A 24,912-nucleotide genomic window follows, 5' to 3' on the forward strand; every position below is an offset into this window, starting at 1 on the left:
TGGCGACGTCGCCATGCAGCAGTACCAGCGAACGCTTGGCCTTGCCCAGGAAATGGGTGCGCGCCACGATTTCCTGGCCGGGGTAACAGCCCTTCTTCACGCTGTAGGCGGCAAGCCGGTCCAGCCCCAGCTGCTGCGGCGTCCACTGCTCCTGCTGCGAGGCGTCCAGCCGTGGCAGCCCGAAGCGCAGGTCCCACTGGCGCCAGGCCAGCTCGGCGGTGGCGTCGTGCGGGGCGCTGCCGGCCGTGGTCAGGTGGAGGGTGCGCGGGCAGGCCGCGGTGCCCACGTCCAGCTCGATGACGCCCCCTTCGAGGTGGGCCAGCGCGGCGCCCTGGGCGCGCAACGGCGGCTGGAGCGCTGCTTCGATGGCCAGGGCGTCGGCGCGGGCGATGTTGACCTTGCGCCTGAATACGAAGCGCCGCAGCTGGTCGGCCATCGCCTCGATGCCGCCGTCGTGGCAGACCAGCAGCAGTTGCCCCGCATCCAGCCGCAGCAGCTGGAACACCGCCAGCACGCGGCCCTTGGCGGTCAGCCAGGCGTTCCATTGCCAGTGGCCGTCGGCCAGCGACGGCACGTCGTTGGCGAACTGGGCCTGGGCGAAGGCGACCGCATCCGTGCCGGAAAGGGCCAGTACCTGGGGCTGGCGCAGTGCGCGCAAACCGCTGAAGAAGGGGGCGAGGTTGTCAGACACGTGAACGGGGACTAAAATTTGTGCGTTGCGAGACCGACCATGATAGGCCAAACAACCCCCACTCCCGAGGACGGAACCCCAGCCCCGCCGGAACCGGAGAAGCAGCCGCTTCCCGATGCCGGAGCGGTACCGCAGGAAATCGGCGGACGCGGCGGACTTGATCCGGTGCGTTACGGCGATTGGGAGAAAAACGGTCGCTGCATCGATTTCTGAGCAGCGTCAGCCAACGCGGCAACCCGCCGCCCAGCCGAGATAACGAGTCAGCGAATGGCGAACAGACCCCGCCCCCTTTCTCCGCACCTGCAGGTGTATCGCTGGCAGATCCAGATGGCCACCTCGATCCTGCATCGAGCCACCGGCATCGTTCTGTCCGTCGGAGCCCTGATCATTGCCGGCGGCCTGCTCGCCCTGATGATGGGCCCCGAGTCCTGGAACTGCTTCACCACCCATGCCAGCGCCTGGTACGGGAAGGTGATCCTGTTCGGCTGGACCTGGTGCTTCGCCTATCACCTGTGCAATGGCATCCGCCACATCGTCCAGGACTTCGCCATCGGCTACAGCAAGCCGACCTTCATCCGCAGCAGCTGGCTGTCGGTGATCGGCTCGCTGGTCATCACCGCGCTGGTCTGGGCCTACGTCTGCTTCGGAGGCGCCGCATGAACAATTTCCGCACCCCGCTGAAGAATGCGCGTGGCCTCGGCAGCGCCAAGTCCGGCACCGTGCACTTCATCCACCAGCGCCTGACCGCCACCGCGCTGGTGGCGCTGACCCTGTGGTTCCTGTGCTTCGTGCTGAGCCTGATCGGCGCCGACTACGTCACCGCCGTCACCGCCGTGGCCAAGCCGTGGAACGCGATCGCCCTGGTCGGCTTCCTGGTGGCCATGTTCTGGCACGCGCAGCTCGGCCTGCAGGTCGTGCTCGAAGACTACATCCACAATTCGCTGCTGGCCCTGGCCCTGCAGACCTCGGTCAAGTTCGTCGCCGTGCTCGGCGCGATCGTCAGCATCTTCGCGGTCGCCCGCGTCGCGCTTGGGAACTGATACATGTCCGCTTACAACATCACTGAACACAAGGTCGACATGGTGGTCGTCGGCGCCGGCGGCGCCGGCCTGCGCGCGACCTTCGGCCTGGCCCAGAAGGGCCTGCAGACCGTGTGCATCACCAAGGTCTTCCCGACCCGCTCGCACACCGTTGCGGCGCAGGGCGGCATTTCCGCCGCGCTGGGCAACATGGGCGAGGACGACTGGCGCTACCACTTCTACGACACCATCAAGGGTTCGGACTGGCTGGGCGACCAGGACGCCATCGAATACATGGTGCGCGAGGCGATCCCGGCGATCATCGAGCTGGAACACTACGGCGTTCCGTTCAGCCGCACCGAGGACGGCAAGATCTACCAGCGTCCGTTCGGCGGCATGACCACCAAGTACGGCGAGGGCCCGTCCGCGCAGCGCACCTGCGCCGCCGCCGACCGTACCGGCCACGCCATGCTGCACACCCTGTACCAGCAGTCGCTGGCGCACAACGCGCGCTTCATGATCGAGTACTTCGCGCTCGACCTGATCTTCGACGAAGAGGGCGTGTGCCGCGGCGTGCTGGCGCTGGACATGGCCGAGGGTACCCTGCACCTGTTCCGCGCCCATGGCGTGGTGCTGGCCACCGGCGGCTACGGCCGTGCCTATTTCAGCGCCACCTCGGCGCACACCTGTACCGGTGACGGCGGCGGCCTCGTGGCCCGTGCCGGGCTGCCGCTGCAGGACATGGAATTCGTGCAGTTCCACCCGACCGGCATCTACGGCGCCGGCTGCCTGATCACCGAAGGCGTGCGCGGCGAAGGCGGTATCCTGCGCAACAGCAGCGGCGAGCGCTTCATGGAGCGCTACGCACCGCATTACAAGGACCTGGCCTCGCGCGACGTGGTCAGCCGTTCGATGACCATCGAGATCCGCGAAGGCCGCGGCGTCGGCGAGCACAAGGACCACATCCTGCTCGACCTGACCCACCTGGGCCCGGGCGTGATCGACGAGAAGCTGCCGGGCATCGCCGAGAGCGCGCGCATCTTCGCCGGCGTCGACGTGCACAAGCAGCCGATCCCGGTGATCCCGACCGTGCACTACAACATGGGCGGCATCCCGACCAACTACCACGGCGAAGTGGTGCGCAAGGTCGGCGACAACCCCGATGCGGTGGTGCCGGGCCTGTACGCCATCGGCGAGGCGGCCTGCGTGTCGGTGCATGGCGCCAACCGCCTGGGCTCCAACTCGCTGCTCGACCTGGTGGTGTTCGGCCGCGCTGTGGCCAACCGCTGCGCCGAGACCATCAAGCCGGGCGCGCCGCACAAGACCCTGGGTTCGGACGCCTGCGACAAGGCGCTGGGCCTGCTGGACAAGCTGCGCCATGCCAATGGCGACACCCCGACCGCCGTGATCCGCGACCGCATGCAGCGCACGATGCAGGCCGACGCCGCGGTGTTCCGCACCAGCAAGACGCTGGCCGAGGGCTGCACCAAGATGGCCGAAGTGTTCGATTCGTTCCAGGACGTCAAGGTCTCCGACCGCTCGCTGGTCTGGAACTCGGACCTGATCGAGACCTACGAGCTCAACAACCTGCTGCTCAACGCCGTGGCCACCATCAACTCGGCCGAGCAGCGCAAGGAAAGCCGCGGCGCGCATGCGCACGAGGACTATCCGGAGCGCGACGACGCCAACTGGATGAAGCACACGCTGGTCACCGTCGACGAGAAGGGCAAGTGCAGCTTCGACTACCGTCCGGTGCACATGTACACGCTCACCGACGACGTTGCCGTCGTGCCGCCGAAGCCGCGCGTCTACTGATCCGGGGAACCTACGAACATGGCTGAATTTGCACTCCCGAAGAACTCCCGGGTCGCCCAGGGCAAGCACTTCCCCGCCAAGAGCGGCGGCAAGAACGTGCGCACCTTCAAGATCTACCGCTGGAGTCCGGACGACGACCAGAACCCGCGTACCGACACCTACGAGGTCGACCTCGACGCGTGCGGCCCGATGGTCCTGGACGCGCTGATCAAGATCAAGAACGAGATCGACCCGACCCTGACCTTCCGCCGGTCCTGCCGCGAGGGCATCTGCGGTTCGTGCGCGATGAACATCGACGGCACCAACACGCTGGCCTGCACCCGCGCCATCTCCGACTGCACCAAGGCCGAGGTGCCGATCTACCCGCTGCCGCACATGGACGTGGTCAAGGACCTGGTGCCGGACCTGACCCACTTCTACGCGCAGTACGCGTCGATCAAGCCGTGGATCCGCACCCAGACCCCGGCGCCGTCGGACCGCGAGCGCCTGCAGTCGCCGGAAGACCGCAAGAAGCTCGACGGCCTGTACGAGTGCATCCTGTGCGCCTGCTGCTCGACCAGCTGCCCGAGCTACTGGTGGAACGGCGAACGCTACCTGGGCCCGGCGATCCTGCTGCAGGCCTACCGCTGGATCATCGACTCGCGCGACGAGGACACCGGTGCGCGCCTGGACGATCTGGAGGATCCGTTCAAGCTGTACCGCTGCCACACCATCATGAACTGCGCCCGGACCTGCCCGAAGGGGTTGAACCCGGCACTGGCGATCGCCGAGATCAAGAAGTTGATGATGGCGCGCCGCGCCTGATGCGCCGGCCCGCGCGATGCCCCGCGCATCGCGGCCATGGCGGCACCGGTCCCTCGGGCCGGTGCCGTCTTCGTTTACGCCACGGCCCGCCCGTGGCATCGGCAGGTGAGCGATGAGCCCTGAAGACGACATCGAACTGAAGAAGCTGCGCTGGCGCTGCCGGCGCGGCATGCGCGAACTTGACCAGCTGTTCGGGCGCTATCTCGACCAGCGATGGGGGCAGGCACCGACAGCCGAACGCGCTGTTTTCCTGCAGCTGCTGGAAACCGAAGACGACAAGCTGTGGCGCTGGTCCATGGGCTACGAGGCTTGTCCCGATGCGCAGCAGGCGACCCTGCTGGAGTACATCCGCACCCTTCCGCTGTGAGTGGCGGCCCTCGCGCTGGCAGGCCGGCGCGATGTGCCTGCTGGGCCTGCTGGCCGCCGTCGCGCTGGTGAACTGCGGGTTGCCGCGCACCGTCGCATGGCCTGCGGCGGTGCTGGCCGCGGGCCGGGGGCTGGCCCAGGCACGACGCGGACTGCGCCAGCCGGCACGACGGCTGCGGGTGCCGCCGCCACCGGCCGCGGCCGATGTGGACGGCAGCGCGATCCAGGCGCTGGAACTGCTGGAGCGCGGCCCGCTGCTGGTGCTGCGCTGGCGCGGTGACGGGCGGCGCGGGCAGCTGCTGTTCTGGCCCGATACGCTGCCACGCGCGCGGCGACGTGAACTGCGACTGGCCGTGCGTGCCCACGCCGTTTCCCGTTAGCCGGCGGGGATGGCAACATGGCGCCACTCCATCGGCACACGCGCATGTTCAGACCCTTACCCGTCGCAATCGGATTGCGCTACCTGCGGGCCAAGCGCCGCAACGGCTTCATTTCCTTCATCTCCATGGCCTCGATCCTGGGCATCGCGCTCGGGGTCACCGTGCTGATCACCACGCTGGCGGTGATGAGCGGTTTCCAGAAGGAAATCCGCGACCGCCTGCTGCAGATGTCCGCGCACGCCACCGTCAGTGCCGATGGCGCACCGATGAGCGACTGGCAGCATGCGGTGGACGTGGCGATGCGCGATGCGCGCGTGGCCGGTGCCGCGCCCTACATCGAGATCCAGGGCATGCTGGCCGGCCCGCGGGTGCAGGGTGCGATCGTGCAGGGCGTCGATCCGGCGCTTGAGCCGAAGGTGTCGGTGCTGGGCGAGAAGATGCAGAAGGGCTCGCTGGACAGCCTGCAGCCGGGCGAGTTCAACATCCTGCTCGGCAAGGAACTGGCGTTGTGGCTGGGCGTGGACGTGGGCGACAGCGTGGTGGCGACGCTGGCCGAGATCCAGGGCACCCCGGTCGGCGCGATGGCGCGGACCAAGCGCTTCAAGGTCAGTGGCATCTTCGAGGCCGGTTCCAACGAGATCGACCGCGGCGTGGCCTTCGTCAACATGCGGGACCTGGAGCGGGTGCTGCGGGTGGACGGGGTGACCGGCGTGCGCCTGAAGCTGCACGACATGGACCAGGCCTACACCGTGGCGCGCGACCTGGCGCTGAACCTGGAGGGCGTTTACCGGGTCAGCGACTGGACCCAGGAGAATGCCAACCTCTACCACTCGCTGCGCATGGAAAAGACGGTGATGGGCATCCTGCTGTCGCTGATCGTGGCCATGGGCGCATTCAACCTGGTGTCCTCGCAGGTGATGCTGGTCACCGACAAGCAGGCCGACATCGCCATCCTGCGCACGCTGGGGCTGACCCCGCGCGGGGTGATGCAGGTGTTCATGGTGCAGGGCAGCCTGATCGGGCTGATGGGCACGGTGGCGGGCGTGATCGGCGGCATCACCCTGACCCTCAACCTGGAGCGCATCCTCGGCCTGATCGAGTCGACCTTCGACATCAAGCTGCTGCCGGAAGACGTGTACTACATCACCGGCCTGCCGACCGACATGCAGACCGGCGACATCGTGGTGATCACCGCGGTGGCGCTGCTTATGAGTTTCCTGGCAACGCTGTACCCGGCCTGGCGCGCGGCGCGCACCCAGCCGGCGGAGGCGCTGCGCTATGAGTGAGAACGCGAGCATGCAATCGGTGATACGCGCCGAAGGGCTGGCCAAGACCTACGCCGAAGGGCGCATGCACACGCCGGTGTTCGACGGCCTCGAACTGGACGTGGCACCGGGCGAAACGGTGGCCATCGTCGGTGCGTCCGGTGCCGGCAAGAGCACCCTGTTGCACCTGTTGGGCGGGCTCGACGTGCCGACCGCCGGCGAGGTGTACGTAGCCGGCCAGCGCATGTCGGCACTGTCCGATGCGCAGCGCGGGCGCCTGCGCAACACCTCGCTGGGCTTCGTCTACCAGTTCCACCACCTGTTGCCGGAGTTCACCGCGCTGGAGAACGTGATGATGCCGGTCATGCTCGGCGGCAGCGGCGTGGCCGATGCCGAGCAGCGGGCGCGGGCGCTGCTGGAGTCGGTCGGGCTAGGCCATCGGCTGGAGCACAAGCCGGGCGAACTGTCCGGGGGCGAGCGCCAGCGCGCGGCGGTGGCGCGGGCCCTGGTGAACCGCCCCGGCTGCGTGCTCGGCGACGAGCCCACCGGCAACCTCGACGACAAGACCGCGGCCACCGTGTTCGAACTGATGCTGGAATTGAACCGCGCGCAGCGCACCAGCCTGGTCCTGGTCACCCACGACCGCGGCCTGGCCCGGCGCCTGGACCGGGTGCTGGAGCTGCGCCAGGCGCGGCTGCACCCGCTGGCGTCCAGCGAGGTCTGAACGTCCGCCCGGGTGCCGGGCGGGCCCCATCCGGACGCCGGCTGAACAGGGCCGCGCCCATTGCTTGCGTGTCACATGGCGCGGTGCAAGATGGGGGAAGTATTCCCGAGCAGGAGGTGCGTCATGAAACGTCTGGCAATCGCCCTATTTGCCGTCGCGGCGCTGGCTGGCTGCGCCACCACCGGCAAGCTGTCCAGCAGCGAACGGCTGCAGCTGTATCGCGCCCATGCCGGCGCACCGGTCAAGGATTTCCAGTACTTCGGATCCCTCAACGGCTGGACCGAACTCGGCGACAGCGCGCTGGCGGTATGGACCAAGCCCAATGAAGCCTGGCTGTTGAACCTGAGCGGCCCGTGCATGGACCTGTCCTATGCCCCGGCGATCAGCGTGACCAACATGATGGGCCGGGTATCGGCCAAGTTCGACCGCGTGATCGTGCGCGGTGGCGGCCCGAACATGATGCGCGTGCCATGCCGGATCGACACCATCCAGCCGCTGGACGTGAAGGCGCTGCGCGCCTCCGAGAAGGAACTGCGCGAGGCCAGGATCGAGGCGCGCGCCGAGGACCAGAGCGGCAACTGACCCGGCCAGGCAACTGGCAAGGGGGCTGGAAACGGCCCCCCCACGGGGACTCAGGGGGCGTCGGGCGCGACGTAGCCGGCCGGCTTGTCGGCGCCGCCGCCGAACAGGAACTTGACCAGTTCCTGCTCCAGGAACGCGCGGTGCTTCGGGTCGCGCGGCGACAGCCGGTTCTCGTTGATCAGCATGGTCTGGTGCGCCAGCCACGCCGCCCAGGCCTGCTTGCCGACGCCGGCGAAGATGCGCTGGCCCAGTTCGCCGGGGTAGGGCACGAAGTCCAGGCCTTCGGTTTCGCGTTGTTCGTACTGGCAGAAGACGGAGCGTGGCATGCGGTGTTCCTGTCGGTGGAGCGGGCCGCCTCAGTGGCGGTCGAGCAGCTTGCGGATCGGTGCCGGCAGGCCCAGCGCGGGCAGGTCGGCGCGGGCGACCCAGCGCAGGTCGCCATTGTCGCCCACCCGTGCGCGCAGGGCGACCTTGCGCAGGTGCAGCGGCTGCAGGTGCAGCCGGTAGTGGCTGAAGGTGTGGACGATCAGCGGCAGTTCGCCCGCGGCGTCGTAGTCGCCGTCGATGTTGCTGTCGAACCAGGCGCGCAGCCCGGCATCGGTATCGGCCTGCGGCAGCGTCCACAACGAGGCCCAGATGCCGGTGGGCGGCCGCCTGCACAGCAGGATGCGGCCCTGGTGGTCCTCGAGCAGCAGGGCGCGCGCCTCGCGCTCGGGCAACACCTTGCCCGGCCTGGGCGTGGGCAGCGAATCCACCCTGGCCTGCGCGTGCGCCGCGCAGCTGTCGCGCAGCGGGCACAGGATGCAAGCCGGGTTGGCGCGGGTGCACAGGGTGGCGCCGAAGTCCATCTGCGCCTGGGTGTAGTCGGCCATGCGGCCGGCCGGCACGTGTTCGACATGGTCCTGGGCCAGCGCCCACAACTGCCTTTCGACGGCGGGCAGTCCCGGGTAGCCGGCGATGCCGTGGTAGCGGGTCAGCACGCGCTTGACGTTGCCGTCGAGGATCGGGAACGGGTCGTTCCAGGCCTGGCCGAGGATGGCACCGGCAGTGCTGCGGCCGATGCCGGGCAGTGCCAGCAGTGCCTCCGGATCGCGCGGCAGGTCGCCACCATGCAGCTCCACGCAGCGCCTGGCCGCGGCGAGCAGGTTGCGGGCACGGGCGTAGTAGCCCAGCCCGGCCCAGTGCGCCATCACCGCGTCGTCGTCGGCCGCCGCGAGGTCGGGCAGGGCCGGGAACGATTGCACGAAGCGCTGGAAGTACGGGATGACCGTGGCCACCTGGGTCTGCTGCAGCATGATCTCCGACAGCCACACCCGGTAGGGCGTGCGCGGATGCTGCCAGGGCAGGTCATGGCGGCCATGGCGGTCGAACCAGTCGAGCAGGCGCGAGGAAAAAGCATCGGCGGACCGGCTCATGCGAGCATCTGTACCTGCGCCGGGAGTGGCCTCGGTGGCGCCCGCCGCGATGCCGGACGCCACGCCTGCGTGCGCCATCAGCTGCCCAGCGCCTCCGGCAGCAGCGCATCGACGAAGGCTTCCGGATCGAACACGCGCAGGTCTTCCGGGCGCTCGCCGATGCCGGCGAAGCGGATCGGAATGCCGAACTCACGGGCCAGCGCGAACACCACGCCGCCCTTGGCGGTGCCGTCGAGCTTGGTCACCACCAGGCCGGTGACGCCGGCGGCGGCGTGGAACTGGCGCAGCTGGTTCAGCGCGTTCTGGCCGGTGGTGCCGTCGATCACCATCAGCACTTCATGCGGCGCGGTGGCGTCGATCTTGCCCAGTACGCGGCGGATCTTGCTCAGCTCGTTCATCAGCCCGGCCTGGGTGTGCAGGCGGCCGGCGGTGTCGGCGATCAGCACGCTGGTGCCGCGGGCCTTGCCGGCCTGCAGCGCGTCGAACGCCACCGAGGCCGCGTCGGCGTTCTGGCCCTGGGCGATCACCGCCACGCCGTTGCGTTCGCCCCACACCTGCAGCTGCGCCACCGCGGCGGCACGGAAGGTGTCGCCGGCGGCCAGCATCAGGCTGTGGCCCTCGTCCTTGAAACGCTTGGCCAGCTTGCCGATGGTGGTGGTCTTGCCGACACCGTTGACGCCGACGGTGAGGATCACGAACGGCCTGGCGTCGCGGTCGATGACCAGCGGCCTGGCGACGGGCTGCAGCAGCGCGATCAGGTCGGCGCGAAGCGCGGCGAGCAGGGCATTGGCGTCGGTGAATTCGCGCGACTTCATGCGCTTGCGCAGGTCCTCGACCAGCGCGGTAGTGGCCGGGACGCCGACGTCGGCGGTCAGCAGCGCGGTCTCGATCTCGTCCAGCAGGTCGTCGTCCAGCCGCGGGTTGCGCGAGAACAGGCCGCCGAAACTGCGGGCGAAGGCGCTGTTGCGCAGGCGGTCACGCCAGCCGGGTTTGCCCGCCGCGGCGGCCGGGGCGGCATTGGCGGGGATCAGGGCGGCATCGGCCGTATCCATCGCCGCCGGTGCCTGGACCGGTACGGCGATGTCCGCGGCTGGCGCGGGTACCACGGCGGCAGGCGCTGGCGCGTCGGATCCGGGCGCCGCTCCGGGGTCGCTGGCGGGAGCCGCATCGGCGATGTCCGCAGCCGGAACCGGCGGTTCGGCGGGCACGGGGATGGCCGAGGCCAGTTCCTCGGCGCTGAACTGCGGGGGCTTGCCGACCGCAGGCGCATCCTGGGGTTTCTTGCGACGGAAAAAACTGAGCATGGAAGAGAAAAACCGGGGCAGGTGAACATGCTACCACCGGCGCTGGCGCCGGCCGGTCCACAGAAGCGTGAAACGGGCTAAAGTCGGCGCCTGGCCGGCCGATGACAAGGCATGAACGCGATTCCCTCGATTGCCGCCTCCGGCATGCGCGTGGCCGTGATGGGCGTGCGCGTGGCCGCGCAGAACATCGCCGTGCAGCCGGTGCAGCCGGTGGGGCCGCGGCAGGTGCTGGCGGTGCAGACCATCGCCGGTGGCGGCGCCAGCGCGCAGGTCACCAGCGGCGAGGGCGCGCCGGACATGGTCGCCGACCTGTTGGCGGCACGGACCTACGAGGTGGCCTTTGCCGCCAACGCGGTGGTGATCCGGCGCAACAGCGAAATGCTGGGGACGCTGTTCGACGCATTCGCCTGACTACCGCACCCGGGGAGGCCCGGCGCAGCGCAGGGCCAGCGTGGGCCGGCTGCCCCCCCTCGCGCGCAAGGGGGGCTCTGGACTCAGGCCGACAGTTCCAGCAACAGCTTGTTGAGCCGGCGCACGTAGCCTGCCGGATCCTTGAGGCCGTCGCCGGCGGCCAGCGCCGCCTGGTCGAACAGCACCCGCGCCAGGTCGTTGAAGCGGTCCATGTCGGGCTCGGCATCGAGCTTCTCGATCAGCGGATGCGCCGGGTTGAACTCGAACACCGGCCTGCTCTCCGGCACCTTCTGGCCGCTGGCCTCCAGGATCTGCCGCATCTGCAGGCCCAGGTCCTGCTCGCCGATGGCCAGGATCGCCGGCGAATCGGTCAGGCGGTGGGACACGCGCACTTCGGCCACGTCCTCGCCCAGCGCGGTCTTGATCCGCGCGGCCAGCCCTTCCTTGGCCTTGGCGGTCTCTTCCTGCGCCTTCTTCTCTTCCTCCGAATCCAGCGTGCCCAGGTCCAGGTCGCCGCGGGCCACGTCCACGAACGACTTGCCGTCGAACTCGTGCAGGTAGTTCATCAGCCACTCGTCGACGCGGTCGGTCATCAGCAACACCTCGATGCCCTTCTTGCGGAACACCTCCAGGTGCGGGCTGTCCTTGACCTGCAGGTAGCTCTCGCCGGTGAGGTAGTAGATCTTGTCCTGGCCCTGGACCATGCGGCCCACGTAGTCGGCCAGCGCCACGTCCTGCGCGCCGTCGCTGCCGTGGGTCGAGGCGAAGCGCAGCAGCCCGGCGATCTTCTCGCGGTTGTTGAAGTCCTCGGCGGGGCCTTCCTTGAGCACCTGGCCGAATTCCTTCCAGAAGCGCTGGTAGTCGGCGGGCGCGTCCTTGGCCAGCTTTTCCAGCATGTCCAGCGCGCGCCTGGTCAGCGCCGACTTCATCGAGTCGATCACCGGCCCGGACTGCAGGATCTCGCGGGAGACGTTCAGCGGCAGGTCGCTGGAGTCGACCACGCCCTTGATGAAGCGCAGGTACAGCGGCAGGAACTGCTCGGCCTGGTCCATGATGAAAACGCGCTGCACATAGAGCTTCAGGCCCTTGGCGGCGTCGCGGTGGTACAGGTCGAACGGCGCGCGGCCGGGCGTGTACAGCAGCGAGGTGTATTCCAGCTTGCCCTCGACCTTGTTGTGGCTCCACGCCAGCGGGTCGGTGAAATCGTGGGCGATGTGCTTGTAGAACTCCTGGTACTCGGCGTCGCTGATCTCCGACCGGGGCCGGGTCCACAGCGCGTTGGCCTTGTTGACCGCCTCCCACTCCGGCGCCGCCGGCTGCTCCTCGTCCTGCGCTTCCCGGCGCATTTCGATCGGCAGGCCGATGTGGTCGGAGTATTTCTTGACCAGGCTGCGCAGCTTCCAGCCATCGGCGAAGCCTTCCTCGCCGTCCTTGAGGTGCAGCACGATGCGGGTACCGCGTTCGGGCTTGTCGATGGTGGCGACCTCGAACTCGCCTTCGCCGCGCGAGGACCAGTGCACGCCCTCGCTGGCCGGCAGCCCGGCGCGGCGGCTGTAGACGTCGACCTGGTCGGCGACGATGAAGGCCGAATAGAAGCCCACGCCGAACTGGCCGATCAGGTTGGCGTCCTTCTTCTGGTCGCCGGACAGGTTCTTCAGGAAATCGGCGGTGCCCGACTTGGCGATGGTGCCCAGGTGCGCGACGGCCTCGTCGCGGCTCAGGCCGATGCCGTTGTCGTCGATGGTCAGCGTGCGCGCGGCCGGGTCGGCCTCGATGCGGATGCGCAGCGCGCCGTCGCCTTCCAGCAGTTCCGGCCGGGTCAACGCCTCGAAACGCAGCTTGTCGGCGGCATCGGCGGCATTGGAGACCAGCTCGCGCAGGAAGATTTCCTTGTTCGAGTACAGCGAGTGGATCATCAGGTGCAGCAGCTGCTTCACCTCGGTCTGGAAACCGCGGGTTTCCTTGTGGGCTTCGGCGGTCATCGTCGGGTTCGCTCCATGGTTGCCTGGCCGCGCGTTGGCGGCCGATGGCCTCACGGATGTGGGCCGGATGGCGGATTTCAAGATCGATGGGCGCTTCGGGCGGGCGTGCGACCGGGCCAGGCGGCCGATTCGGCTTATCATGCGGGCCCGTTCCCGTCGCCTGCCGCATGCCCCGTCCACCACGATTCCACGCCCCGGCTTCCCGGCGTCCCGCGCATGGCGGGGAAGGGCAGGTGCGCATCATCGGTGGCCGCTGGCGCAATACGCGGCTGCAGGTGCCGTCGCTGGAGGGCCTGCGCCCGACCAGCGACCGCGTGCGCGAGACCCTGTTCAACTGGCTGATGCCCAGGCTGCCCGGTGCGCGGGTGCTGGATCTGTTCGCCGGCAGCGGCGCGCTGGGGCTGGAGGCGGTGTCGCGCGGCGCTGCCTCGGCGCAGCTGGTCGAACGCGATCCGGCGCTGGCCGCGGGATTGCGCGGCGTGGTCGAGCGGCTCGGTGCCGCCGGCCAGGTGCAGGTCGCCGCCGCCGACGCGCTGCACTGGTTGCAGACCGCCGCGCCGATGCAGGCCGACATCGTGTTCATCGACCCGCCGTTCGCCGCCGGCCTGTGGCCGCAGGTGTTCGAGCGGCTGCCGCGGCACCTGGCCGCGGACGCGTGGCTGTACGTGGAGGCGCCCGCGGACGCCGTGCCGCAGGTGCCTGCAGGCTGGCGCCTGCACCGCGAGGGCGGCACCCGCGACGTCGGTTATGCCCTGTACGTTCGCGCCGCTGCTACACTTCACGACGACCTGAACGCGACTCCGTCCGCATGACCCAGTCCAACCCGCGCATCGCCGTCTATCCAGGCACGTTCGACCCGATCACCAACGGTCACATCGACCTGGTGCACCGGGCCGCGCCGCTGTTCGAGAAGATCGTGGTCGGCGTGGCGCAGAGTCCGTCCAAGGGGCCGACGCTGCCGCTGGCGCTGCGCGTGGAACTGGCGCGCGAGGCGCTGGCCCGGCATGACAACGTCGAGGTGGTGGGTTTCGACACCCTGCTGGCGCACTTCGTGCGCTCGATGCATGCCGGGGTACTGCTGCGCGGCCTGCGCGCGGTGTCCGATTTCGAGTACGAGTTCCAGATGGCGAGCATGAACCGCCACCTGATCCCGGAGGTCGAGACCCTGTTCCTGACCCCATCCGAACAGCACAGCTTCATTTCTTCCTCGCTGGTGCGCGAAATCGCCCGGCTCGGAGGCGATGTGTCCGGCTTCGTGCCGGCCACGGTGCTGGAAGCGCTGCGCAAGGCACGCGAATCCCGCGTGGGCGCCTGACCCATCCCAACAGCTGCAACGAATCCAAATAGAGGGAGACGATCCATGAAGAACACGATGCGCGTGATGCTGGCCGCTTCGCTGGTGCTGGGCTTCACCGCCTGCAAGAAGGAAGAGGCCGCTCCGGCCGCCGAGGCGCAGCAGGCGCTGGTGGCCCCGGCCAAGGACGACGACGCCGGCTGGCGCAAGTACCTGCAGGCCGTGGCCGTGCAGAACATGGGCAACATCACCAACAACCCGTTCCTGTACTACCTGGTGCCGGAGTCGGACCCGGAGTTCGCCGCCAAGTACGAGCGCCAGGTCGAAAGCGCCACCGCCGCCATCGGCCGTGGCGTGTCGCCGGGCAACATGCTGGCCTTCGGTTCGTCGGCCTCGTCGAAGATGGCCGACCTGATCGAGACCGCGTTCAAGGACGTGCAGGCCGATTCCATGAAGGGCGTGCGCGTGGTGTACATCGGCGATGCCGCCGACAACGCCCGCGTGCAGACCATCGTGCAGCCGACCGGCGCCGATTACATCTTCGTTGAAGCCAAGTGACCCGTGTCCGGCCGGGCGTGCCTCGCGCATGCCCGGCCACTGCCGGCCCGGCAACGGGCCGCATGGAGCCGGTGGCGCCAAGCGCCCCCGGCCTGGCGTCGGCAGGCGCGGGCATGGAGCCGTTCCATGTCTCTGAAAATCAATGAGCTCTGCGTCAACTGCGACGTCTGCGAGCCTGCCTGCCCGAACAAGGCCATCTCGATGGGCGAGACGATCTACGTGATCGATCCGGCCCGTTGCACCGAATGCGTCGGCCATTTCGACGAGCCGCAGTGCGTGGTGGTGTGCCCGGTCGAGTGCATCGACCCGGATCCGGACATTCCCGAGACCCACGACCAGTTGCTGGCCAAGCTGTACGCGCTGCAGCGCGACCACCCCGAACTGTACGAACCGGAGACTCCCTCGGCATGAAACATTTCGCGCGCTCCTTCCTGTTGTTCGCGCTGGTGCTGGCACCGGCGGCATGGGCGGCGCAGACCGCGCCGCAGGCGCTGGCCACGCACCCCGACGGCGCGGCGATCGCCAGCGGCCACGAACTGGCGACCAAGGCCGGCATGGAGATCCTGGCCAAGGGCGGCAACGCGTTCGATGCCGCGGTGGCGGTGTCGTCGACGCTGGCCGTGGTCGAGCCGATCAGTTCCGGCCTGGGCGGTGGCGGGTTGTTCATGCTGCACGACGCGCGCACCGGCAAGGACGTGATGCTCGACGCGCGCGAGACCTCGCCGGCGTCGGCCACGCCGGAGCGTTTCCTGGATGGCAACGGCGACCTGGACCGCGACCGCTCGGTCAACGGGCCGTGGTCGGCCGGCATCCCCGGGCTGCCGGCGCTGCTGGTGCAGGTCGCACGCGAACACGGCCGGCTGCCGTTGTCCGAGTCGCTGGCACCGGCCATCCGCGTGGCCACCGACGGCTTCCCGGTGTATGCGCGCATGGCACGCGGCTATGCCGCGCGGCGCGAGGTGATGGAGCGCTATCCCGGCACCCGCGAGGTGTACCTGCGCAACGGCCGTCCCATCGCCGAGGGCGACATCTTCAAGCAGCCGGAACTGGCCCATACCCTGCGGCTGCTGGCGGACAAGGGCTTTGACGGCTTCTACCGCGGGCAGACCGCGCAGAAGCTGCTGGCCGGGGTGAAGAAGGCCGGCGGCCAGTGGACCGCCGCCGAGCTGGCCGGCTACACGGTGAAGGCACGCGAGCCGATCGTGTTCGACTACCGCGGCTGGAAGATCACCACCGCGCCGCCGCCGTCCTCCGGCGGCATCGCGCTGGCGTCGATGCTGCAGATCCTGGAAGGCTGGGACCTGGCCAGGCTGGACGACGCCCACCGCACCCACCTGGTGGTGGAAGCGATGCGCCGGGCCTACCGCGACCGTACCTTCTTCCTCGGCGATCCGGACTTCGTGCAGATCCCGCAGAAGGTGCTGACCAGCCGCGACTACGCGCAGGGGCTGCGCGCGACCATCCACCAGGACAAGGCCACCCCGAGCGACCTGCTGTCGGGCAACCCGACGCCGCTGGAGGACGACGAGACCACCCACTTCTCGATCATCGACGGCGAAGGCAATCGTGTCGGCGGCACCCAGACGGTGAACCTGCTGTACGGCTCGGGCTTCATCCCGGCCGGCACCGGCGTGCTGCTCAACAACGAGATGGACGACTTCGCGCTCAAGCCGGGTACGCCCAACGCCTTCGGCGTGATGGGCTACGAGGCCAACGCACCGAAGCCGGGCAAGCGCATGCTCAGCTCGATGACGCCGACCTTCATGGAGAACGACGAGAAGGTGATCGTGATCGGCACCCCGGGCGGCAGCCGCATCATCACCATGGTGCTGCTGGGCATCCTCGGCTACGACGCCGGGCTGGATGCGCAGCAGGTCGCGGCGCTGCCGCGCTACCACCACCAGTGGCTGCCGGACGAGATCTCGGCCGAGAGCGGCGCGTTCACCCCGGAAGTGGCGCGCCAGCTGCAGGCCATGGGCCACAAGGTCGACCTGCCCGGCGACAGCGCCGACGGCGGGCGCGGCTCCAGCCACGTGTGGGGCAACCTGCAGACGGTGGAATGGAACCGGCGCAGCAACACCCTCAGCTGCGGCAGCGATCCGCGCAACCCGGTCGGCAGCGCCGAAGTGCGCAGGACGGGCAAGGGCGACTGAGTCCCCCAACGCACGCCGAAGCTGGCATGAGACCCCGCCGCGAGGCGGGGTTTCGCGTTGCAGGCCCGCCGTCCGCGCTCAGCGTTCGAGGCCGCGCAACACCCCGGCCAGCGTGCGTACCGCGGCTTCCAGTTCATCCGGCGCGTGCGCGGCAAACCCCATCAGGAAGCCGCTCTGGTCTGCTTCCCCCGCGTATAGCCCGCCCAGCCCCAGCAGGTCGATGCTGGCGCGGCGGGCCGCATCCACCGCCCTGGCTTCGGGGATGGCACGGGTGAGGAGGCAGGGCATCTGCATGCCGCCGGCCGGCACGCGCGGCTGCAGGTAGCTGCCGAGATGGCGGCCGACCAGCCGCGCCAGCAGGTCGCGGCGCTCGCCATAGAGCTGGCGCATGGCGCGCACGTGCGCGCCGAAATGGCCGCCTTCGATGAAGCGGGCCAGGGTCAGCTACGGAACCGGTGCGCTATGCCCGTCCAGCAGCGTGCGCGCCACGGTCATCGGTTCCACCAGTGCCGGCGGCAGCAGCATGTAGCCGATGCGCAGGCCGGGGAACAGCGATTTGGTGAACGTGCCGATGTAGATCGTACGCTCGTGGGGGTCCAGGCCCTGCACGCAGGCGGTGGGTTTGCCGGCGTAGTGGAACTCGCTGTCGTAGTCGTCCTCGATGATCCAGGCGCCGTGCCGCCGCGCCCATTCGATCACGGCCAGGCGCCGGTCCAGCGCCAGCGTGGCTCCGGTCGGGAACTGGTGCGACGGGGTCAGGAACACCGCGCGCGCAGGTGCCGCCTCGTGCAGCTGCTGCACGCGCATGCCATCGGCGTCCACCGGCACCGGTACGCATTCCAGGCCGGCGGCCTCGAACGCGCGCCGCGCGCCGTGGTAGGCCGGGTCCTCGATGAAGATGCGGTCGCCGGCATCGAGCAGCACGCTGGCGCACAGGGCCAGTGCCTGTTGCGAACTGGTCAGCACCAGCACGCGTCCGGGCGTGGCGCGGGCGCCGCGTTCGAGATTGACGTAGTCGGCGATGGCCTGGCGCAACGCTTCCATGCCCTGTGGCGGGCTGTGCAGCAGGGCGGCGCTGCCATGCTCCCTGAGCACCTGCCGTTGCAGGCGTTCCCAGGTCTGCAGCGGGAACTGGCGGGTCTCGGGCAGGCCGGGGGCGAAGGCGCGCGGGGCCAGGAAGTCGCGCACGCCACCGTCCCGGAACAACGCCGCGCCGCGCCGGCTCAGGGCGGCGGCCAGCGGTGCCGGGCCGGCCCGGCGCGCCGCGGTGCGGCGCCGCCGCACGCGCTCCGACACGAAGCTGCCGCTGCCCACGCGCCGCTCGATGAAGCCTTCGGCATGCAACTGGCCATAGGCGGCCTCGACGGTGTCGCGGGAGACCGCCAGCGAACGGGCCAGCGCGCGCGATGCCGGCAAGGGCCGGCCCACGTCGATCGCGCCGTCGAGGATCAGCTGGCGCAGGGCGCGCTGGACCCGTGCGTGCAGCGGCAGCGCGGCATGCGCCGGGTCGGCGACCCAGGCCTTGACCGATTCAAGCTGGGCGTGGCGGAACAATTGGTCGGTATCCTGATGAAAAAGTGGATGGGTAAATCAGTCCATTGCGCGGCTATAAAACAGCCCCGGGTCCGCCCCGTCAACCGCCTGGAGCCACCGTCCACCCATGCCATCCCCCGCCGTTCCCGCACTTCGCCTGCGCGACCTGCCGCACCCGGTCATGGCCGGGCTGGTCTCGGTCATCGTCAACTACGGCGGCACCTTCATCCTGGTGTTCCAGGCCGCCAAGGTCGCCGGCCTCGGGCCGCAGCTGACCGCCTCGTGGGTAGGGTCGGTCTCCATCGGCGTGGGCCTGACCGGGCTGCTGCTGAGCTGGCGCTACCGTGAGCCGATCATCACTGCCTGGTCGACGCCGGCCGCCGCGTTCCTGGTCACCGCGCTGGCGACCACGCCCTGGGCCGAAGCGGTGGGAGCCTTCCTGCTCTCGGCCGCGGGCTTCGTCATGCTGGGCCTGTCGGGCCGGTTCGAACGGGTGATCCGGCGGGTGCCACCGGCGGTCGCCGGCGGCCTGCTGGCGGGCATCCTGCTGCAGTTCGGGATCAAGGCGTTCGCGGGACTGGACGTCGACCCGCTGCTGGCCGCGGTGCTGATCCTGGCCTACGTGGTGCTCAAGCGCGTGAGCGTGCGCTATGCGGTGGTCGGCATCCTGCTGGCGGGGCTGGGCCTGCTGCTGGCGCAGGGACGCATCGACCTGGGTGGGCTGGAACTGCGCCTGGCCACGCCGGTGTTCACCATGCCGGTGTTCACTTTCAATGCGCTGCTGGGCGTCGCGTTGCCACTGTTCCTGATCACCCTGACCGGGCAGTACATGCCGGGCATGCTGGTGCTGCGCAACGATGGCTTCCGGACCCGCGCCGATCCCATCGTCACCACCACCGGGCTCGGTTCGCTGCTGATGGCTCCGTTTGGCTCGCATGCCATCAACATCGCCGCGATCACGGCGGCGATATGCACCGGGCGCGAGGCGCACGAGGATCCGTCCAGGCGCTGGATCGCCGGTGTCGCCGCCGGCGTGTTCTACCTGCTCGTGGGCATGTTCGGGGTGACGCTGGCGGCGCTGTTCATGGCGTTGCCGGCGACCTTCATCACCACGCTGGCGGGGCTGGCCCTGCTGGGCACCCTGGGCGGCAGCCTGGCCGCGGCGGTGGCCGATGCGCGCACCCGCGAGGCGGCACTGATCACCTTCCTGGCCGCGGCCGCCAACATCACCCTGTTCGGCATCGGTGGCGCGTTCTGGGGGCTGGTGATCGGGTTGCTGGCGCACCTGCTGCTCAACGGCCGGCTGCCGGCTGGCAGGCAGCCGGCGCTGGCCGACACGGGAGCAAGCCGTCCATGATCCCGGCCCCCCTTACTTCGCACGAACGCCACGGCCGCTACCCGCAGGCGCTCGTGGTCGACGATTTCCGCCGCAACCTGGCGGCAGTGCAGGCGCGCATCACCGCGGCCTGCCACCGCGCCGGCCGCGACCCGGCCGGGGTACGCCTGCTGCCGGTGAGCAAGACCAAGCCCGAAGCCAGCCTGCGCCTGGCCTACGCCGCGGGGTGCCGCCTGCTGGGCGAGAACAAGGTGCAGGAAGCACACCACAAGTGGGAGGCGATGCAGGACCTGGCCGACCTGCACTGGTCGGTGATCGGCCACCTGCAGACCAACAAGGCCAAGCTGGTGGCACGCTTCGCCAGCGAGTTCCAGGCGCTGGACAGCCTGCGCCTGGCCGAAACCCTGGACCGCCGCCTGCAGCTGGAAGGCCGCCAGCTGGACGTGTTCGTGCAGGTCAACACCTCCGGCGAGGACAGCAAGTACGGGCTGGCGCCGGCCGACGTGCCCGGCTTCATCGCCGGACTGCCCCGGTTCCCGTGCCTGCGGGTGCGCGGGCTGATGACCCTGGCGCTGTTCTCCGACGATGCCGCGCGGGTGCGCGCCTGCTTCGTGCGCCTGCGCGAACTGCGCGACCGCCTGCGCCAGCAGGCGCCGGACGGCATCGGCCTGGACGAGCTGTCGATGGGCATGTCCGGCGATTTCGAGATCGCCATCGAGGAGGGCGCCACCGTGGTGCGCGTCGGCCAGGCCATCTTCGGCGCGCGCGACACCCCCGACAGCCATTACTGGCCGGCCGCCGGTCCATGAGCCGGCCGCTTTCCCACGCCACGCCGGACCTGCCGGTCCGGTCCCGATCCAAGCCCAGGAGCCGCCCCCATGCATGAACCATCGTCGCGCCTTGCCGATTTCGATCCCGAACTGGCCGCGGCCATCCACGCCGAGGAGTGCCGTCAGGAGGACCATGTCGAACTGATCGCATCGGAGAACTACGCCAGCCCGCGTGTGCGCGCGGTGCAGGATTCGGTGTTCACCAACAAGTACGCCGAGGGCTATCCCGGTCGCCGCTACTACAGCGGCTGCGGCAACGTGGACGTGGCCGAACGCCTGGCGATCGAACGCGCCAGGCAGCTGTTCGGCTGCGACTACGCCAACGTGCAGCCGCATGCCGGCGCCCAGGCCAATGCCGCCGTGTTCCTGGCCCTGGCCGATCCGGGCGACACGGTGATGGGCATGAACCTGGCCCAGGGTGGGCACCTGACCCACGGCAACCCGTCCAACTTCTCCGGCCGGCACTACCGGATCGTGCCCTATGGGCTCGATCCGGAAACCGGGCTGGTCGACTACGACGCGATGGAGCGCATCGCGCTGGAGACGCGGCCGCGGCTGCTGATCGGCGGCTTTTCGGCCTACTCGCGGCACAAGGACTGGGCGCGCATGCGGGCCATCGCCGACCGTGTCGGCGCGTTGTTCTGGGTGGACATGGCGCACGTGGCCGGGCTGGTCGCGGCCGGGGAGTACCCGGACCCGCTGCCGCATGCGCACGTGGTCACCAGCACCACGCACAAGACCCTGCGCGGCCCGCGTGGCGGCCTGATCCTGGCCAGCGGGCAGGGCGCCGATTTCTACAGGAAGCTCGACTCGGCGGTGTTCCCCGGGGTGCAGGGCGGCCCGCTGATGCATGTGATCGCGGCCAAGGCGGTGGCCTTCAAGGAGGCCCTGCGGCCGGAGTTCAGGGCCTACCAGCGACAGGTACTGGCCAATGCGCGGGCGATGGCCGCGGCGATCCAGCGGCGCGGCTACCGGGTCGTGTCCGGCGGTACCGACAACCACCTGATGCTGATCGACCTGCGCGACCGCCCGTATACCGGAACCCAGGCCGATGCGGCGCTGGACGATGCCGGCATCACCACCAACAAGAACTCGGTTCCGGGCGATGCGCGCCCGCCGTGGGTGACCTCGGGCCTGCGCATCGGCACCCCGGCGGTGACCACCCGCGGCTTTGGCGTGGCCGAGTGCACGCAGCTGGCCGGTTGGCTGTGCGACGTGCTCGATGCGCTGGGCGAGGGCGCGCATGCACAGGTCGCCGCGCGCATCCGCGGGCAGGTCGTGGCGCTGTGCCGGGCGCATCCGGTGTATCGCTGAGTGCCGTCCCGGCAGCCGCGCCCATGGTCCCCGGGAGGCGCCCCGGGGGCGCTGCCAGGACCGTCGCCGGCTTGCGAATATTTAACGCAACGGCGGTAGAATTTTTCATATGAAACTATGGTCGATCCGTGGCAACAGCCAGAAGCTGGACGGTGGGGCGATGTTCGGCAACGCGCCCAAGGCCGTGTGGGAAAAATGGTCGCCGGCCGATGACCTGAACCGCATCGAGCTGGCCTGCCGCGCGTTGCTGGCCAGCCCGCTGGGCGGCAAGACGGTGCTGTTCGAGACCGGCATCGGCGCGTTCTTCGAGCCGAAGCTGCGCGAACGCTACGGCGTGCAGGAGTCGCGCCATGTCCTGATCGATTCGCTGCGCGAAGCCGGCTTCGAGCACGAGGACATCGATGTGGTGGTGCTCAGCCACCTGCACTTCGATCACGCCGGTGGACTGCTGGCGCCCTGGTCGGAAGGGCGCGGGCCGGAACTGCTGTTTCCCAACGCGACCTTCGTGGTCGGCGCCACGCACTGGGAGCGGGCGCGGCATCCGCATCCGCGCGACCGCGCCAGTTTCATCCCGGAACTGCCGGGGCTGCTGGAGGCCAGCGGACGCCTGGAAATCGTCTCCGGCGCGCATTCGCAGGCGCTGGGCGAGTCGGTGCGTTTCAGCTTCAGCGACGGGCATACGCCGGGCCTGATGCTGGCCGAGATCGTCGGCCCGGAGCGTATCGGCGGCCAGCCGCATGGCGGCCTGGTGTTCTGCGCCGACCTGATCCCGGGCCGCTCGTGGGTGCACGTGCCGATCACCATGGGCTACGACCGCAACGCGGAACTGCTGATCGACGAGAAGCGCGCCTTCCTCGAGGACAAGCTGGCCCGCAACGTGCACCTGTTCTTCACCCACGACCCGCAGTGTGCGATGGCCCGGGTGACCCGCGACGACAAGGGCCGTTTCGGCGTCGCCCACGAGGTCGCCGAACTCCGCGCGCGTTCGCTGGCGGCCTGAAAAAGTGACTTCCGGCACCGCGCACGGGTGACCGCCGGCCCGTGCCGCGTGCGGCCGCGTTGCCCAGACTGGTCCCGTCTTCCAACACGGGATCGAGCATGAAACAGCAGCAGGACAGTCGTCTTCCACGGCGGCCGGCCGACGGCCGGCATGGGCGGGTGCGCGCCATGGGCACGCGCCATGTCTTTGGTGGCATGCTCGCGCTGGTGCTGGCCATGCTGGGCGTGGCCCAGCACGCCGTCGCCGCCCCCAGTGCCACGCAGCCGCTGCAGGTATCGCCCGGGCGTGCCACTACGCTGGCGATCTGGGAGCCGGCGCAGGTACGCGGCGTGGTGTTGTTCTCCAGCGGGCATGGTGCCTGGCCGGAGCGCTACGAGCGCCTGCTGCAGTCCTGGGCCGACGCCGGTTTCGTGGTGCTGGCGCCGCTGCATGTCGATTCGCTCAGGTACCCGGGGCGCGAAGCGTTCTCGCTGCAGCAGGGGTTCGGCGAGCGCCTGGCCGACATGCGCGCGACCAGCGCCTACGCCCATGCGCATTGGCCGGATGTGCCGGTGGCCGCGGCCGGGCACAGCCTGGGCACGCTGATCTCGGCGGTATTGGGGGGTGCCCTGGCCGAGCTCGGGCCGCTGCGCGATCCCACGGTGGTGGCGGTGCTGGGCTATTCCTCGCCCGGCCGCATCGCCGGACTGATCGGGCCGGATTCCTATGCATCGCTGGCGGTGCCGCTGTTGCTGGTGACCGGCGACGAGGACCGGGTGCCGGGCTTCGTCACCGACCCGGCCGACCATCTGTATCCGGTGCAGACCGCGCCGGCCGGCGACCGGCGTGCGGTGGTGCTCCCCGGCGGTGGCCACAACCTGATCGGCGGGGAGCCGGAAGCGCTGTTCGAGCGTGCCCGGCAGCTGGGGACCGCATTCCTGCAATCGCGGCTGCTGGGCGATGAGCCGGCGCGGCAGTGGCTGGATGCAGCGCCGCCGGCGGGCGAACGCGGGCTGCGCCGCTGACCCGGCCGGTTGTCGCCATGGCGCGGGTCGCGTGCGCTCCGCTGCGTGGCCCGGCGGCCATCAGTGGCTGCGCAGGCAGTTGCTCATGAACGTCTTGCGGGCATCGCCGCTCAGGTGCCGGGTCGCGGCGTCGGCGTTGCATCGGGTCATGCGCTGCTGCGGGGTGGTCGCGGCCGTGGCGGCGGGATGGCCGCTGAGGCAGGTGCGCTGGGCGTCCTTGTAGGCATCGCCCTTGAGGCCCTTGTTCCTGGCCGAGCATTCGGCCATGCGCTGTTGTTGCGGGGTGGGCGTGCCGGCAGTGGCCGACAACGACGCGGTGGCGGCCAACAGCAGGCAGGCAAGCAGGACGGGACGGTACATGGCGCGGCTCCGGGGTGGATGACGGGCGCAAGCATCCGCCTGCGCGGGTACAAGCCGCCGTGAAGCCGCGATGTAGTTTTTTTAATGCAGGCGGGTGCCGAAGATGCGGTCGCCGGCATCGCCCAGCCCGGGCAGGATGTAGCCCTTTTCGTTCAGGCGCTCGTCGATGGCCGCGGTGTAGATCTCCACGTCCGGGTGCGCCGCCTCGACCGCGCGCAGGCCCTCGGGGGCGGCAACCAGGAAGATGCCCTTGATGCGGCGCGCGCCGGCACGCTTGAGCATGTCGATGGTGGCGATCAGGGTGCCGCCGGTGGCCAGCATCGGGTCCAGGATCAGCGCGTCGCGCTCTTCCAGGCGGCCGGTCAGGCGCTCGAAGTAGGGGACCGGCTGCAGGGTTTCCTCGTCGCGCTGCAGGCCGACCACGCTGACGCGTGCGGCCGGGATCAGCGACAGCACGCCGTTGAGCATGCCCAGCCCGGCGCGCAGGATCGGCACCAGGGTGATCTTGGCGCCGGCGATGCGCTGCACGGTGACCGGGCCGGCCCAGCCCTGCATCGTGCACGGCTCGGTTTCCAGGTCGGTGGTGGCCTCGTAGGCGAGCAGGCTGCCCAGTTCGTCGGTCAGCTCGCGGAATTCCTTGGTGCTGAGCGAGGCCTGGCGCATCAGGCCGATCTTGTGCTGGACGAGGGGGTGGCGGACTTCGACGATCTTCATGGCGGGCCGGGCAGGGGAGAAGTGCGGGAAGTCTGCACTACAAGCCGGCGTTTCCACA

General features: G+C 69.6%; 30 protein-coding genes. 21 read left to right on the plus strand and 9 right to left on the minus strand.

Annotation, left to right across the window (positions count from 1 at the left end):
* Nucleotides 1–691 (minus strand): CAF17-like 4Fe-4S cluster assembly/insertion protein YgfZ (ygfZ, locus tag ABB33_RS10195; protein ID WP_152985038.1); only part of this gene is annotated, 691 nt, incomplete at its 3' end.
* A gap of 39 nt (nucleotides 692–730) precedes the next feature.
* Between ygfZ and ABB33_RS18210 the strand changes: the two genes are divergently transcribed.
* The 10 genes from ABB33_RS18210 to ABB33_RS10240 all read left to right on the plus strand — a co-directional run bounded on the left by ABB33_RS18210 (nucleotide 731) and on the right by ABB33_RS10240 (nucleotide 7,646).
* Nucleotides 731–904 (plus strand): DUF1674 domain-containing protein, encoded by a 174-nt coding sequence (locus ABB33_RS18210; RefSeq protein ID WP_082595062.1) that lies wholly within the window; start codon nucleotides 731–733, stop codon nucleotides 902–904.
* A 54-nt stretch (nucleotides 905–958) separates the two neighbouring features.
* Nucleotides 959–1,351, plus strand: a complete 393-nt coding sequence (gene sdhC, locus ABB33_RS10200) for a succinate dehydrogenase, cytochrome b556 subunit (RefSeq protein WP_054665183.1) — start codon at nucleotides 959–961, stop codon at nucleotides 1,349–1,351.
* Nucleotides 1,348–1,731, plus strand: a complete 384-nt coding sequence (sdhD, locus tag ABB33_RS10205; protein WP_054665186.1) for a succinate dehydrogenase, hydrophobic membrane anchor protein — start codon at nucleotides 1,348–1,350, stop codon at nucleotides 1,729–1,731. Before sdhC ends, sdhD begins: the two co-directional genes overlap by 4 nt.
* A 3-nt stretch (nucleotides 1,732–1,734) precedes the next feature.
* Nucleotides 1,735–3,525 carry a succinate dehydrogenase flavoprotein subunit gene (sdhA, locus tag ABB33_RS10210; RefSeq protein WP_054665189.1) on the plus strand — a complete coding sequence of 597 codons (1,791 nt, stop codon included), beginning with the start codon at nucleotides 1,735–1,737 and terminating at the stop codon, nucleotides 3,523–3,525.
* Nucleotides 3,526–3,543: 18 nt separating this feature from the next.
* Nucleotides 3,544–4,329 carry a succinate dehydrogenase iron-sulfur subunit gene (locus tag ABB33_RS10215; RefSeq protein ID WP_056932025.1) on the plus strand — a complete coding sequence of 262 codons (786 nt, stop codon included), beginning with the start codon at nucleotides 3,544–3,546 and terminating at the stop codon, nucleotides 4,327–4,329.
* A 112-nt stretch (nucleotides 4,330–4,441) separates the two neighbouring features.
* Nucleotides 4,442–4,696 carry an FAD assembly factor SdhE gene (locus ABB33_RS10220; protein WP_054665195.1) on the plus strand — a complete coding sequence of 85 codons (255 nt, stop codon included), beginning with the start codon at nucleotides 4,442–4,444 and terminating at the stop codon, nucleotides 4,694–4,696.
* Complete coding sequence (locus ABB33_RS10225; RefSeq protein ID WP_082595063.1) at nucleotides 4,647–5,075, plus strand: hypothetical protein; 429 nt, start codon at nucleotides 4,647–4,649, stop codon at nucleotides 5,073–5,075. The genes ABB33_RS10220 and ABB33_RS10225 overlap by 50 nt, the downstream gene beginning before the upstream one ends.
* Before the next feature lie 44 nt (nucleotides 5,076–5,119).
* Nucleotides 5,120–6,361, plus strand: a complete 1,242-nt coding sequence (locus tag ABB33_RS10230; RefSeq protein WP_056932027.1) for a lipoprotein-releasing ABC transporter permease subunit — start codon at nucleotides 5,120–5,122, stop codon at nucleotides 6,359–6,361.
* Complete coding sequence (lolD, locus tag ABB33_RS10235) at nucleotides 6,354–7,064, plus strand: lipoprotein-releasing ABC transporter ATP-binding protein LolD (protein WP_056932028.1); 711 nt, start codon at nucleotides 6,354–6,356, stop codon at nucleotides 7,062–7,064. The genes ABB33_RS10230 and lolD overlap by 8 nt, the downstream gene beginning before the upstream one ends.
* A gap of 123 nt (nucleotides 7,065–7,187) precedes the next feature.
* Nucleotides 7,188–7,646 carry a DUF6491 family protein gene (locus ABB33_RS10240; RefSeq protein ID WP_054665202.1) on the plus strand — a complete coding sequence of 153 codons (459 nt, stop codon included), beginning with the start codon at nucleotides 7,188–7,190 and terminating at the stop codon, nucleotides 7,644–7,646.
* 50 nt (nucleotides 7,647–7,696) lie between these two features.
* On the opposite strand, the gene ABB33_RS10245 is transcribed toward ABB33_RS10240, so the two are convergent.
* The 3 genes from ABB33_RS10245 to ftsY all read right to left on the minus strand — a co-directional run bounded on the left by ABB33_RS10245 (nucleotide 7,697) and on the right by ftsY (nucleotide 10,365).
* The gene (locus tag ABB33_RS10245) at nucleotides 7,697–7,972 is read right to left on the minus strand and encodes an oxidative damage protection protein (RefSeq protein ID WP_054665205.1); all 276 of its coding nucleotides are present in this window, start codon (nucleotides 7,970–7,972) and stop codon (nucleotides 7,697–7,699) included.
* A 30-nt stretch (nucleotides 7,973–8,002) separates the two neighbouring features.
* Nucleotides 8,003–9,061, minus strand: coding sequence for an A/G-specific adenine glycosylase (mutY, locus tag ABB33_RS10250; RefSeq protein ID WP_056932029.1), 1,059 nt, complete (start codon nucleotides 9,059–9,061; stop codon nucleotides 8,003–8,005).
* Between the two features lie 77 nt (nucleotides 9,062–9,138).
* Entirely contained in the window at nucleotides 9,139–10,365 is a 1,227-nt protein-coding gene (gene ftsY / locus ABB33_RS10255) for a signal recognition particle-docking protein FtsY (protein ID WP_056932030.1), read from the minus strand.
* Nucleotides 10,366–10,476: 111 nt separating this feature from the next.
* Here ftsY and ABB33_RS10260 point away from each other — a divergent pair, with 111 nt between their 5' ends.
* Nucleotides 10,477–10,776 (plus strand): hypothetical protein, encoded by a 300-nt coding sequence (locus ABB33_RS10260; protein ID WP_056932031.1) that lies wholly within the window; start codon nucleotides 10,477–10,479, stop codon nucleotides 10,774–10,776.
* A gap of 83 nt (nucleotides 10,777–10,859) precedes the next feature.
* Here the strand turns inward: ABB33_RS10260 and htpG are convergent, their stop codons facing one another.
* Nucleotides 10,860–12,758 (minus strand): molecular chaperone HtpG, encoded by a 1,899-nt coding sequence (gene htpG / locus ABB33_RS10265; protein WP_056932032.1) that lies wholly within the window; start codon nucleotides 12,756–12,758, stop codon nucleotides 10,860–10,862.
* Between the two features lie 167 nt (nucleotides 12,759–12,925).
* Between htpG and rsmD the strand changes: the two genes are divergently transcribed.
* The 5 genes from rsmD (at nucleotide 12,926) to ggt (ending at nucleotide 16,763) form a co-directional block, all read left to right on the plus strand.
* On the plus strand, nucleotides 12,926–13,570 hold the full coding sequence (rsmD, locus tag ABB33_RS10270; RefSeq protein WP_054665215.1) for a 16S rRNA (guanine(966)-N(2))-methyltransferase RsmD: 645 nt from the start codon (nucleotides 12,926–12,928) through the stop codon (nucleotides 13,568–13,570).
* Complete coding sequence (coaD, locus tag ABB33_RS10275) at nucleotides 13,567–14,073, plus strand: pantetheine-phosphate adenylyltransferase (protein WP_054665218.1); 507 nt, start codon at nucleotides 13,567–13,569, stop codon at nucleotides 14,071–14,073. Before rsmD ends, coaD begins: the two co-directional genes overlap by 4 nt.
* 45 nt (nucleotides 14,074–14,118) lie before the next feature.
* On the plus strand, nucleotides 14,119–14,610 hold the full coding sequence (locus tag ABB33_RS10280; protein ID WP_056932033.1) for a hypothetical protein: 492 nt from the start codon (nucleotides 14,119–14,121) through the stop codon (nucleotides 14,608–14,610).
* A 126-nt stretch (nucleotides 14,611–14,736) separates the two neighbouring features.
* Nucleotides 14,737–15,021 (plus strand): YfhL family 4Fe-4S dicluster ferredoxin, encoded by a 285-nt coding sequence (locus ABB33_RS10285; protein ID WP_054665222.1) that lies wholly within the window; start codon nucleotides 14,737–14,739, stop codon nucleotides 15,019–15,021.
* The gene (gene ggt / locus ABB33_RS10290) at nucleotides 15,018–16,763 is read left to right on the plus strand and encodes a gamma-glutamyltransferase (RefSeq protein WP_056932034.1); all 1,746 of its coding nucleotides are present in this window, start codon (nucleotides 15,018–15,020) and stop codon (nucleotides 16,761–16,763) included. Before ABB33_RS10285 ends, ggt begins: the two co-directional genes overlap by 4 nt.
* A 78-nt stretch (nucleotides 16,764–16,841) precedes the next feature.
* On the opposite strand, the gene ABB33_RS18955 is transcribed toward ggt, so the two are convergent.
* On the minus strand, nucleotides 16,842–17,153 hold the full coding sequence (locus tag ABB33_RS18955) for an aminotransferase-like domain-containing protein (protein WP_211260879.1): 312 nt from the start codon (nucleotides 17,151–17,153) through the stop codon (nucleotides 16,842–16,844).
* Between the two features lie 54 nt (nucleotides 17,154–17,207).
* Nucleotides 17,208–18,317: a MocR-like pyridoxine biosynthesis transcription factor PdxR gene (gene pdxR / locus ABB33_RS10295; RefSeq protein WP_211260880.1), complete on the minus strand. Its 1,110-nt coding sequence runs from the start codon at nucleotides 18,315–18,317 to the stop codon at nucleotides 17,208–17,210.
* A gap of 106 nt (nucleotides 18,318–18,423) precedes the next feature.
* On the opposite strand from pdxR, the gene ABB33_RS10300 reads away from it, so the two are divergent.
* From ABB33_RS10300 to ABB33_RS10320, 5 genes are all read left to right on the plus strand, one after another.
* Entirely contained in the window at nucleotides 18,424–19,653 is a 1,230-nt protein-coding gene (locus tag ABB33_RS10300; protein WP_056932035.1) for a benzoate/H(+) symporter BenE family transporter, read from the plus strand.
* Complete coding sequence (locus ABB33_RS10305; protein ID WP_056932036.1) at nucleotides 19,650–20,441, plus strand: YggS family pyridoxal phosphate-dependent enzyme; 792 nt, start codon at nucleotides 19,650–19,652, stop codon at nucleotides 20,439–20,441. Before ABB33_RS10300 ends, ABB33_RS10305 begins: the two co-directional genes overlap by 4 nt.
* Before the next feature lie 69 nt (nucleotides 20,442–20,510).
* Complete coding sequence (glyA, locus tag ABB33_RS10310; protein ID WP_056932037.1) at nucleotides 20,511–21,776, plus strand: serine hydroxymethyltransferase; 1,266 nt, start codon at nucleotides 20,511–20,513, stop codon at nucleotides 21,774–21,776.
* A gap of 109 nt (nucleotides 21,777–21,885) precedes the next feature.
* Entirely contained in the window at nucleotides 21,886–22,776 is an 891-nt protein-coding gene (locus tag ABB33_RS10315; RefSeq protein ID WP_056932038.1) for an MBL fold metallo-hydrolase, read from the plus strand.
* Nucleotides 22,777–22,874: 98 nt separating this feature from the next.
* Nucleotides 22,875–23,780, plus strand: coding sequence for an alpha/beta hydrolase family protein (locus ABB33_RS10320; protein ID WP_152985039.1), 906 nt, complete (start codon nucleotides 22,875–22,877; stop codon nucleotides 23,778–23,780).
* A 60-nt stretch (nucleotides 23,781–23,840) separates the two neighbouring features.
* Here the strand turns inward: ABB33_RS10320 and ABB33_RS10325 are convergent, their stop codons facing one another.
* Together ABB33_RS10325 and upp are read right to left on the minus strand one after the other, a co-directional pair.
* Complete coding sequence (locus ABB33_RS10325; protein ID WP_380610400.1) at nucleotides 23,841–24,125, minus strand: PsiF family protein; 285 nt, start codon at nucleotides 24,123–24,125, stop codon at nucleotides 23,841–23,843.
* 96 nt (nucleotides 24,126–24,221) lie between these two features.
* Entirely contained in the window at nucleotides 24,222–24,854 is a 633-nt protein-coding gene (upp, locus tag ABB33_RS10330; RefSeq protein WP_056932041.1) for a uracil phosphoribosyltransferase, read from the minus strand.
* Between the last annotated feature and the right edge of the window lie 58 nt (nucleotides 24,855–24,912).

The sequence above is a fragment of the Stenotrophomonas acidaminiphila genome (genome assembly GCF_001431595.1).
GTDB lineage: Bacteria > Pseudomonadota > Gammaproteobacteria > Xanthomonadales > Xanthomonadaceae > Stenotrophomonas > Stenotrophomonas acidaminiphila.

What these genes read in the sequence shown, in the direction of transcription:
- ABB33_RS18210 (WP_082595062.1), top strand. Translation starts at nt 731, where the DNA reads ATGATAGGCCAAACAACCCCCACTCCCGAGGACGGAACCCCAGCCCCG.
- sdhC (WP_054665183.1), top strand. Translation starts at nt 959, where the DNA reads ATGGCGAACAGACCCCGCCCCCTTTCTCCGCACCTGCAGGTGTATCGC.
- sdhD (WP_054665186.1), top strand. Translation starts at nt 1,348, where the DNA reads ATGAACAATTTCCGCACCCCGCTGAAGAATGCGCGTGGCCTCGGCAGC.
- sdhA (WP_054665189.1), top strand. Translation starts at nt 1,735, where the DNA reads ATGTCCGCTTACAACATCACTGAACACAAGGTCGACATGGTGGTCGTC.
- ABB33_RS10215 (WP_056932025.1), top strand. Translation starts at nt 3,544, where the DNA reads ATGGCTGAATTTGCACTCCCGAAGAACTCCCGGGTCGCCCAGGGCAAG.
- ABB33_RS10220 (WP_054665195.1), top strand. Translation starts at nt 4,442, where the DNA reads ATGAGCCCTGAAGACGACATCGAACTGAAGAAGCTGCGCTGGCGCTGC.
- ABB33_RS10225 (WP_082595063.1), top strand. Translation starts at nt 4,647, where the DNA reads ATGCGCAGCAGGCGACCCTGCTGGAGTACATCCGCACCCTTCCGCTGT.
- ABB33_RS10230 (WP_056932027.1), top strand. Translation starts at nt 5,120, where the DNA reads ATGTTCAGACCCTTACCCGTCGCAATCGGATTGCGCTACCTGCGGGCC.
- lolD (WP_056932028.1), top strand. Translation starts at nt 6,354, where the DNA reads ATGAGTGAGAACGCGAGCATGCAATCGGTGATACGCGCCGAAGGGCTG.
- ABB33_RS10240 (WP_054665202.1), top strand. Translation starts at nt 7,188, where the DNA reads ATGAAACGTCTGGCAATCGCCCTATTTGCCGTCGCGGCGCTGGCTGGC.
- ABB33_RS10245 (WP_054665205.1), bottom strand. Translation starts at nt 7,972, where the DNA reads ATGCCACGCTCCGTCTTCTGCCAGTACGAACAACGCGAAACCGAAGGC.
- mutY (WP_056932029.1), bottom strand. Translation starts at nt 9,061, where the DNA reads ATGAGCCGGTCCGCCGATGCTTTTTCCTCGCGCCTGCTCGACTGGTTC.
- ftsY (WP_056932030.1), bottom strand. Translation starts at nt 10,365, where the DNA reads ATGCTCAGTTTTTTCCGTCGCAAGAAACCCCAGGATGCGCCTGCGGTC.
- ABB33_RS10260 (WP_056932031.1), top strand. Translation starts at nt 10,477, where the DNA reads ATGAACGCGATTCCCTCGATTGCCGCCTCCGGCATGCGCGTGGCCGTG.
- htpG (WP_056932032.1), bottom strand. Translation starts at nt 12,758, where the DNA reads ATGACCGCCGAAGCCCACAAGGAAACCCGCGGTTTCCAGACCGAGGTG.
- rsmD (WP_054665215.1), top strand. Translation starts at nt 12,926, where the DNA reads ATGCCCCGTCCACCACGATTCCACGCCCCGGCTTCCCGGCGTCCCGCG.
- coaD (WP_054665218.1), top strand. Translation starts at nt 13,567, where the DNA reads ATGACCCAGTCCAACCCGCGCATCGCCGTCTATCCAGGCACGTTCGAC.
- ABB33_RS10280 (WP_056932033.1), top strand. Translation starts at nt 14,119, where the DNA reads ATGAAGAACACGATGCGCGTGATGCTGGCCGCTTCGCTGGTGCTGGGC.
- ABB33_RS10285 (WP_054665222.1), top strand. Translation starts at nt 14,737, where the DNA reads ATGTCTCTGAAAATCAATGAGCTCTGCGTCAACTGCGACGTCTGCGAG.
- ggt (WP_056932034.1), top strand. Translation starts at nt 15,018, where the DNA reads ATGAAACATTTCGCGCGCTCCTTCCTGTTGTTCGCGCTGGTGCTGGCA.
- ABB33_RS18955 (WP_211260879.1), bottom strand. Translation starts at nt 17,153, where the DNA reads ATGCGCCAGCTCTATGGCGAGCGCCGCGACCTGCTGGCGCGGCTGGTC.
- ABB33_RS10300 (WP_056932035.1), top strand. Translation starts at nt 18,424, where the DNA reads ATGCCATCCCCCGCCGTTCCCGCACTTCGCCTGCGCGACCTGCCGCAC.
- ABB33_RS10305 (WP_056932036.1), top strand. Translation starts at nt 19,650, where the DNA reads ATGATCCCGGCCCCCCTTACTTCGCACGAACGCCACGGCCGCTACCCG.
- glyA (WP_056932037.1), top strand. Translation starts at nt 20,511, where the DNA reads ATGCATGAACCATCGTCGCGCCTTGCCGATTTCGATCCCGAACTGGCC.
- ABB33_RS10315 (WP_056932038.1), top strand. Translation starts at nt 21,886, where the DNA reads ATGAAACTATGGTCGATCCGTGGCAACAGCCAGAAGCTGGACGGTGGG.
- ABB33_RS10320 (WP_152985039.1), top strand. Translation starts at nt 22,875, where the DNA reads ATGAAACAGCAGCAGGACAGTCGTCTTCCACGGCGGCCGGCCGACGGC.
- upp (WP_056932041.1), bottom strand. Translation starts at nt 24,854, where the DNA reads ATGAAGATCGTCGAAGTCCGCCACCCCCTCGTCCAGCACAAGATCGGC.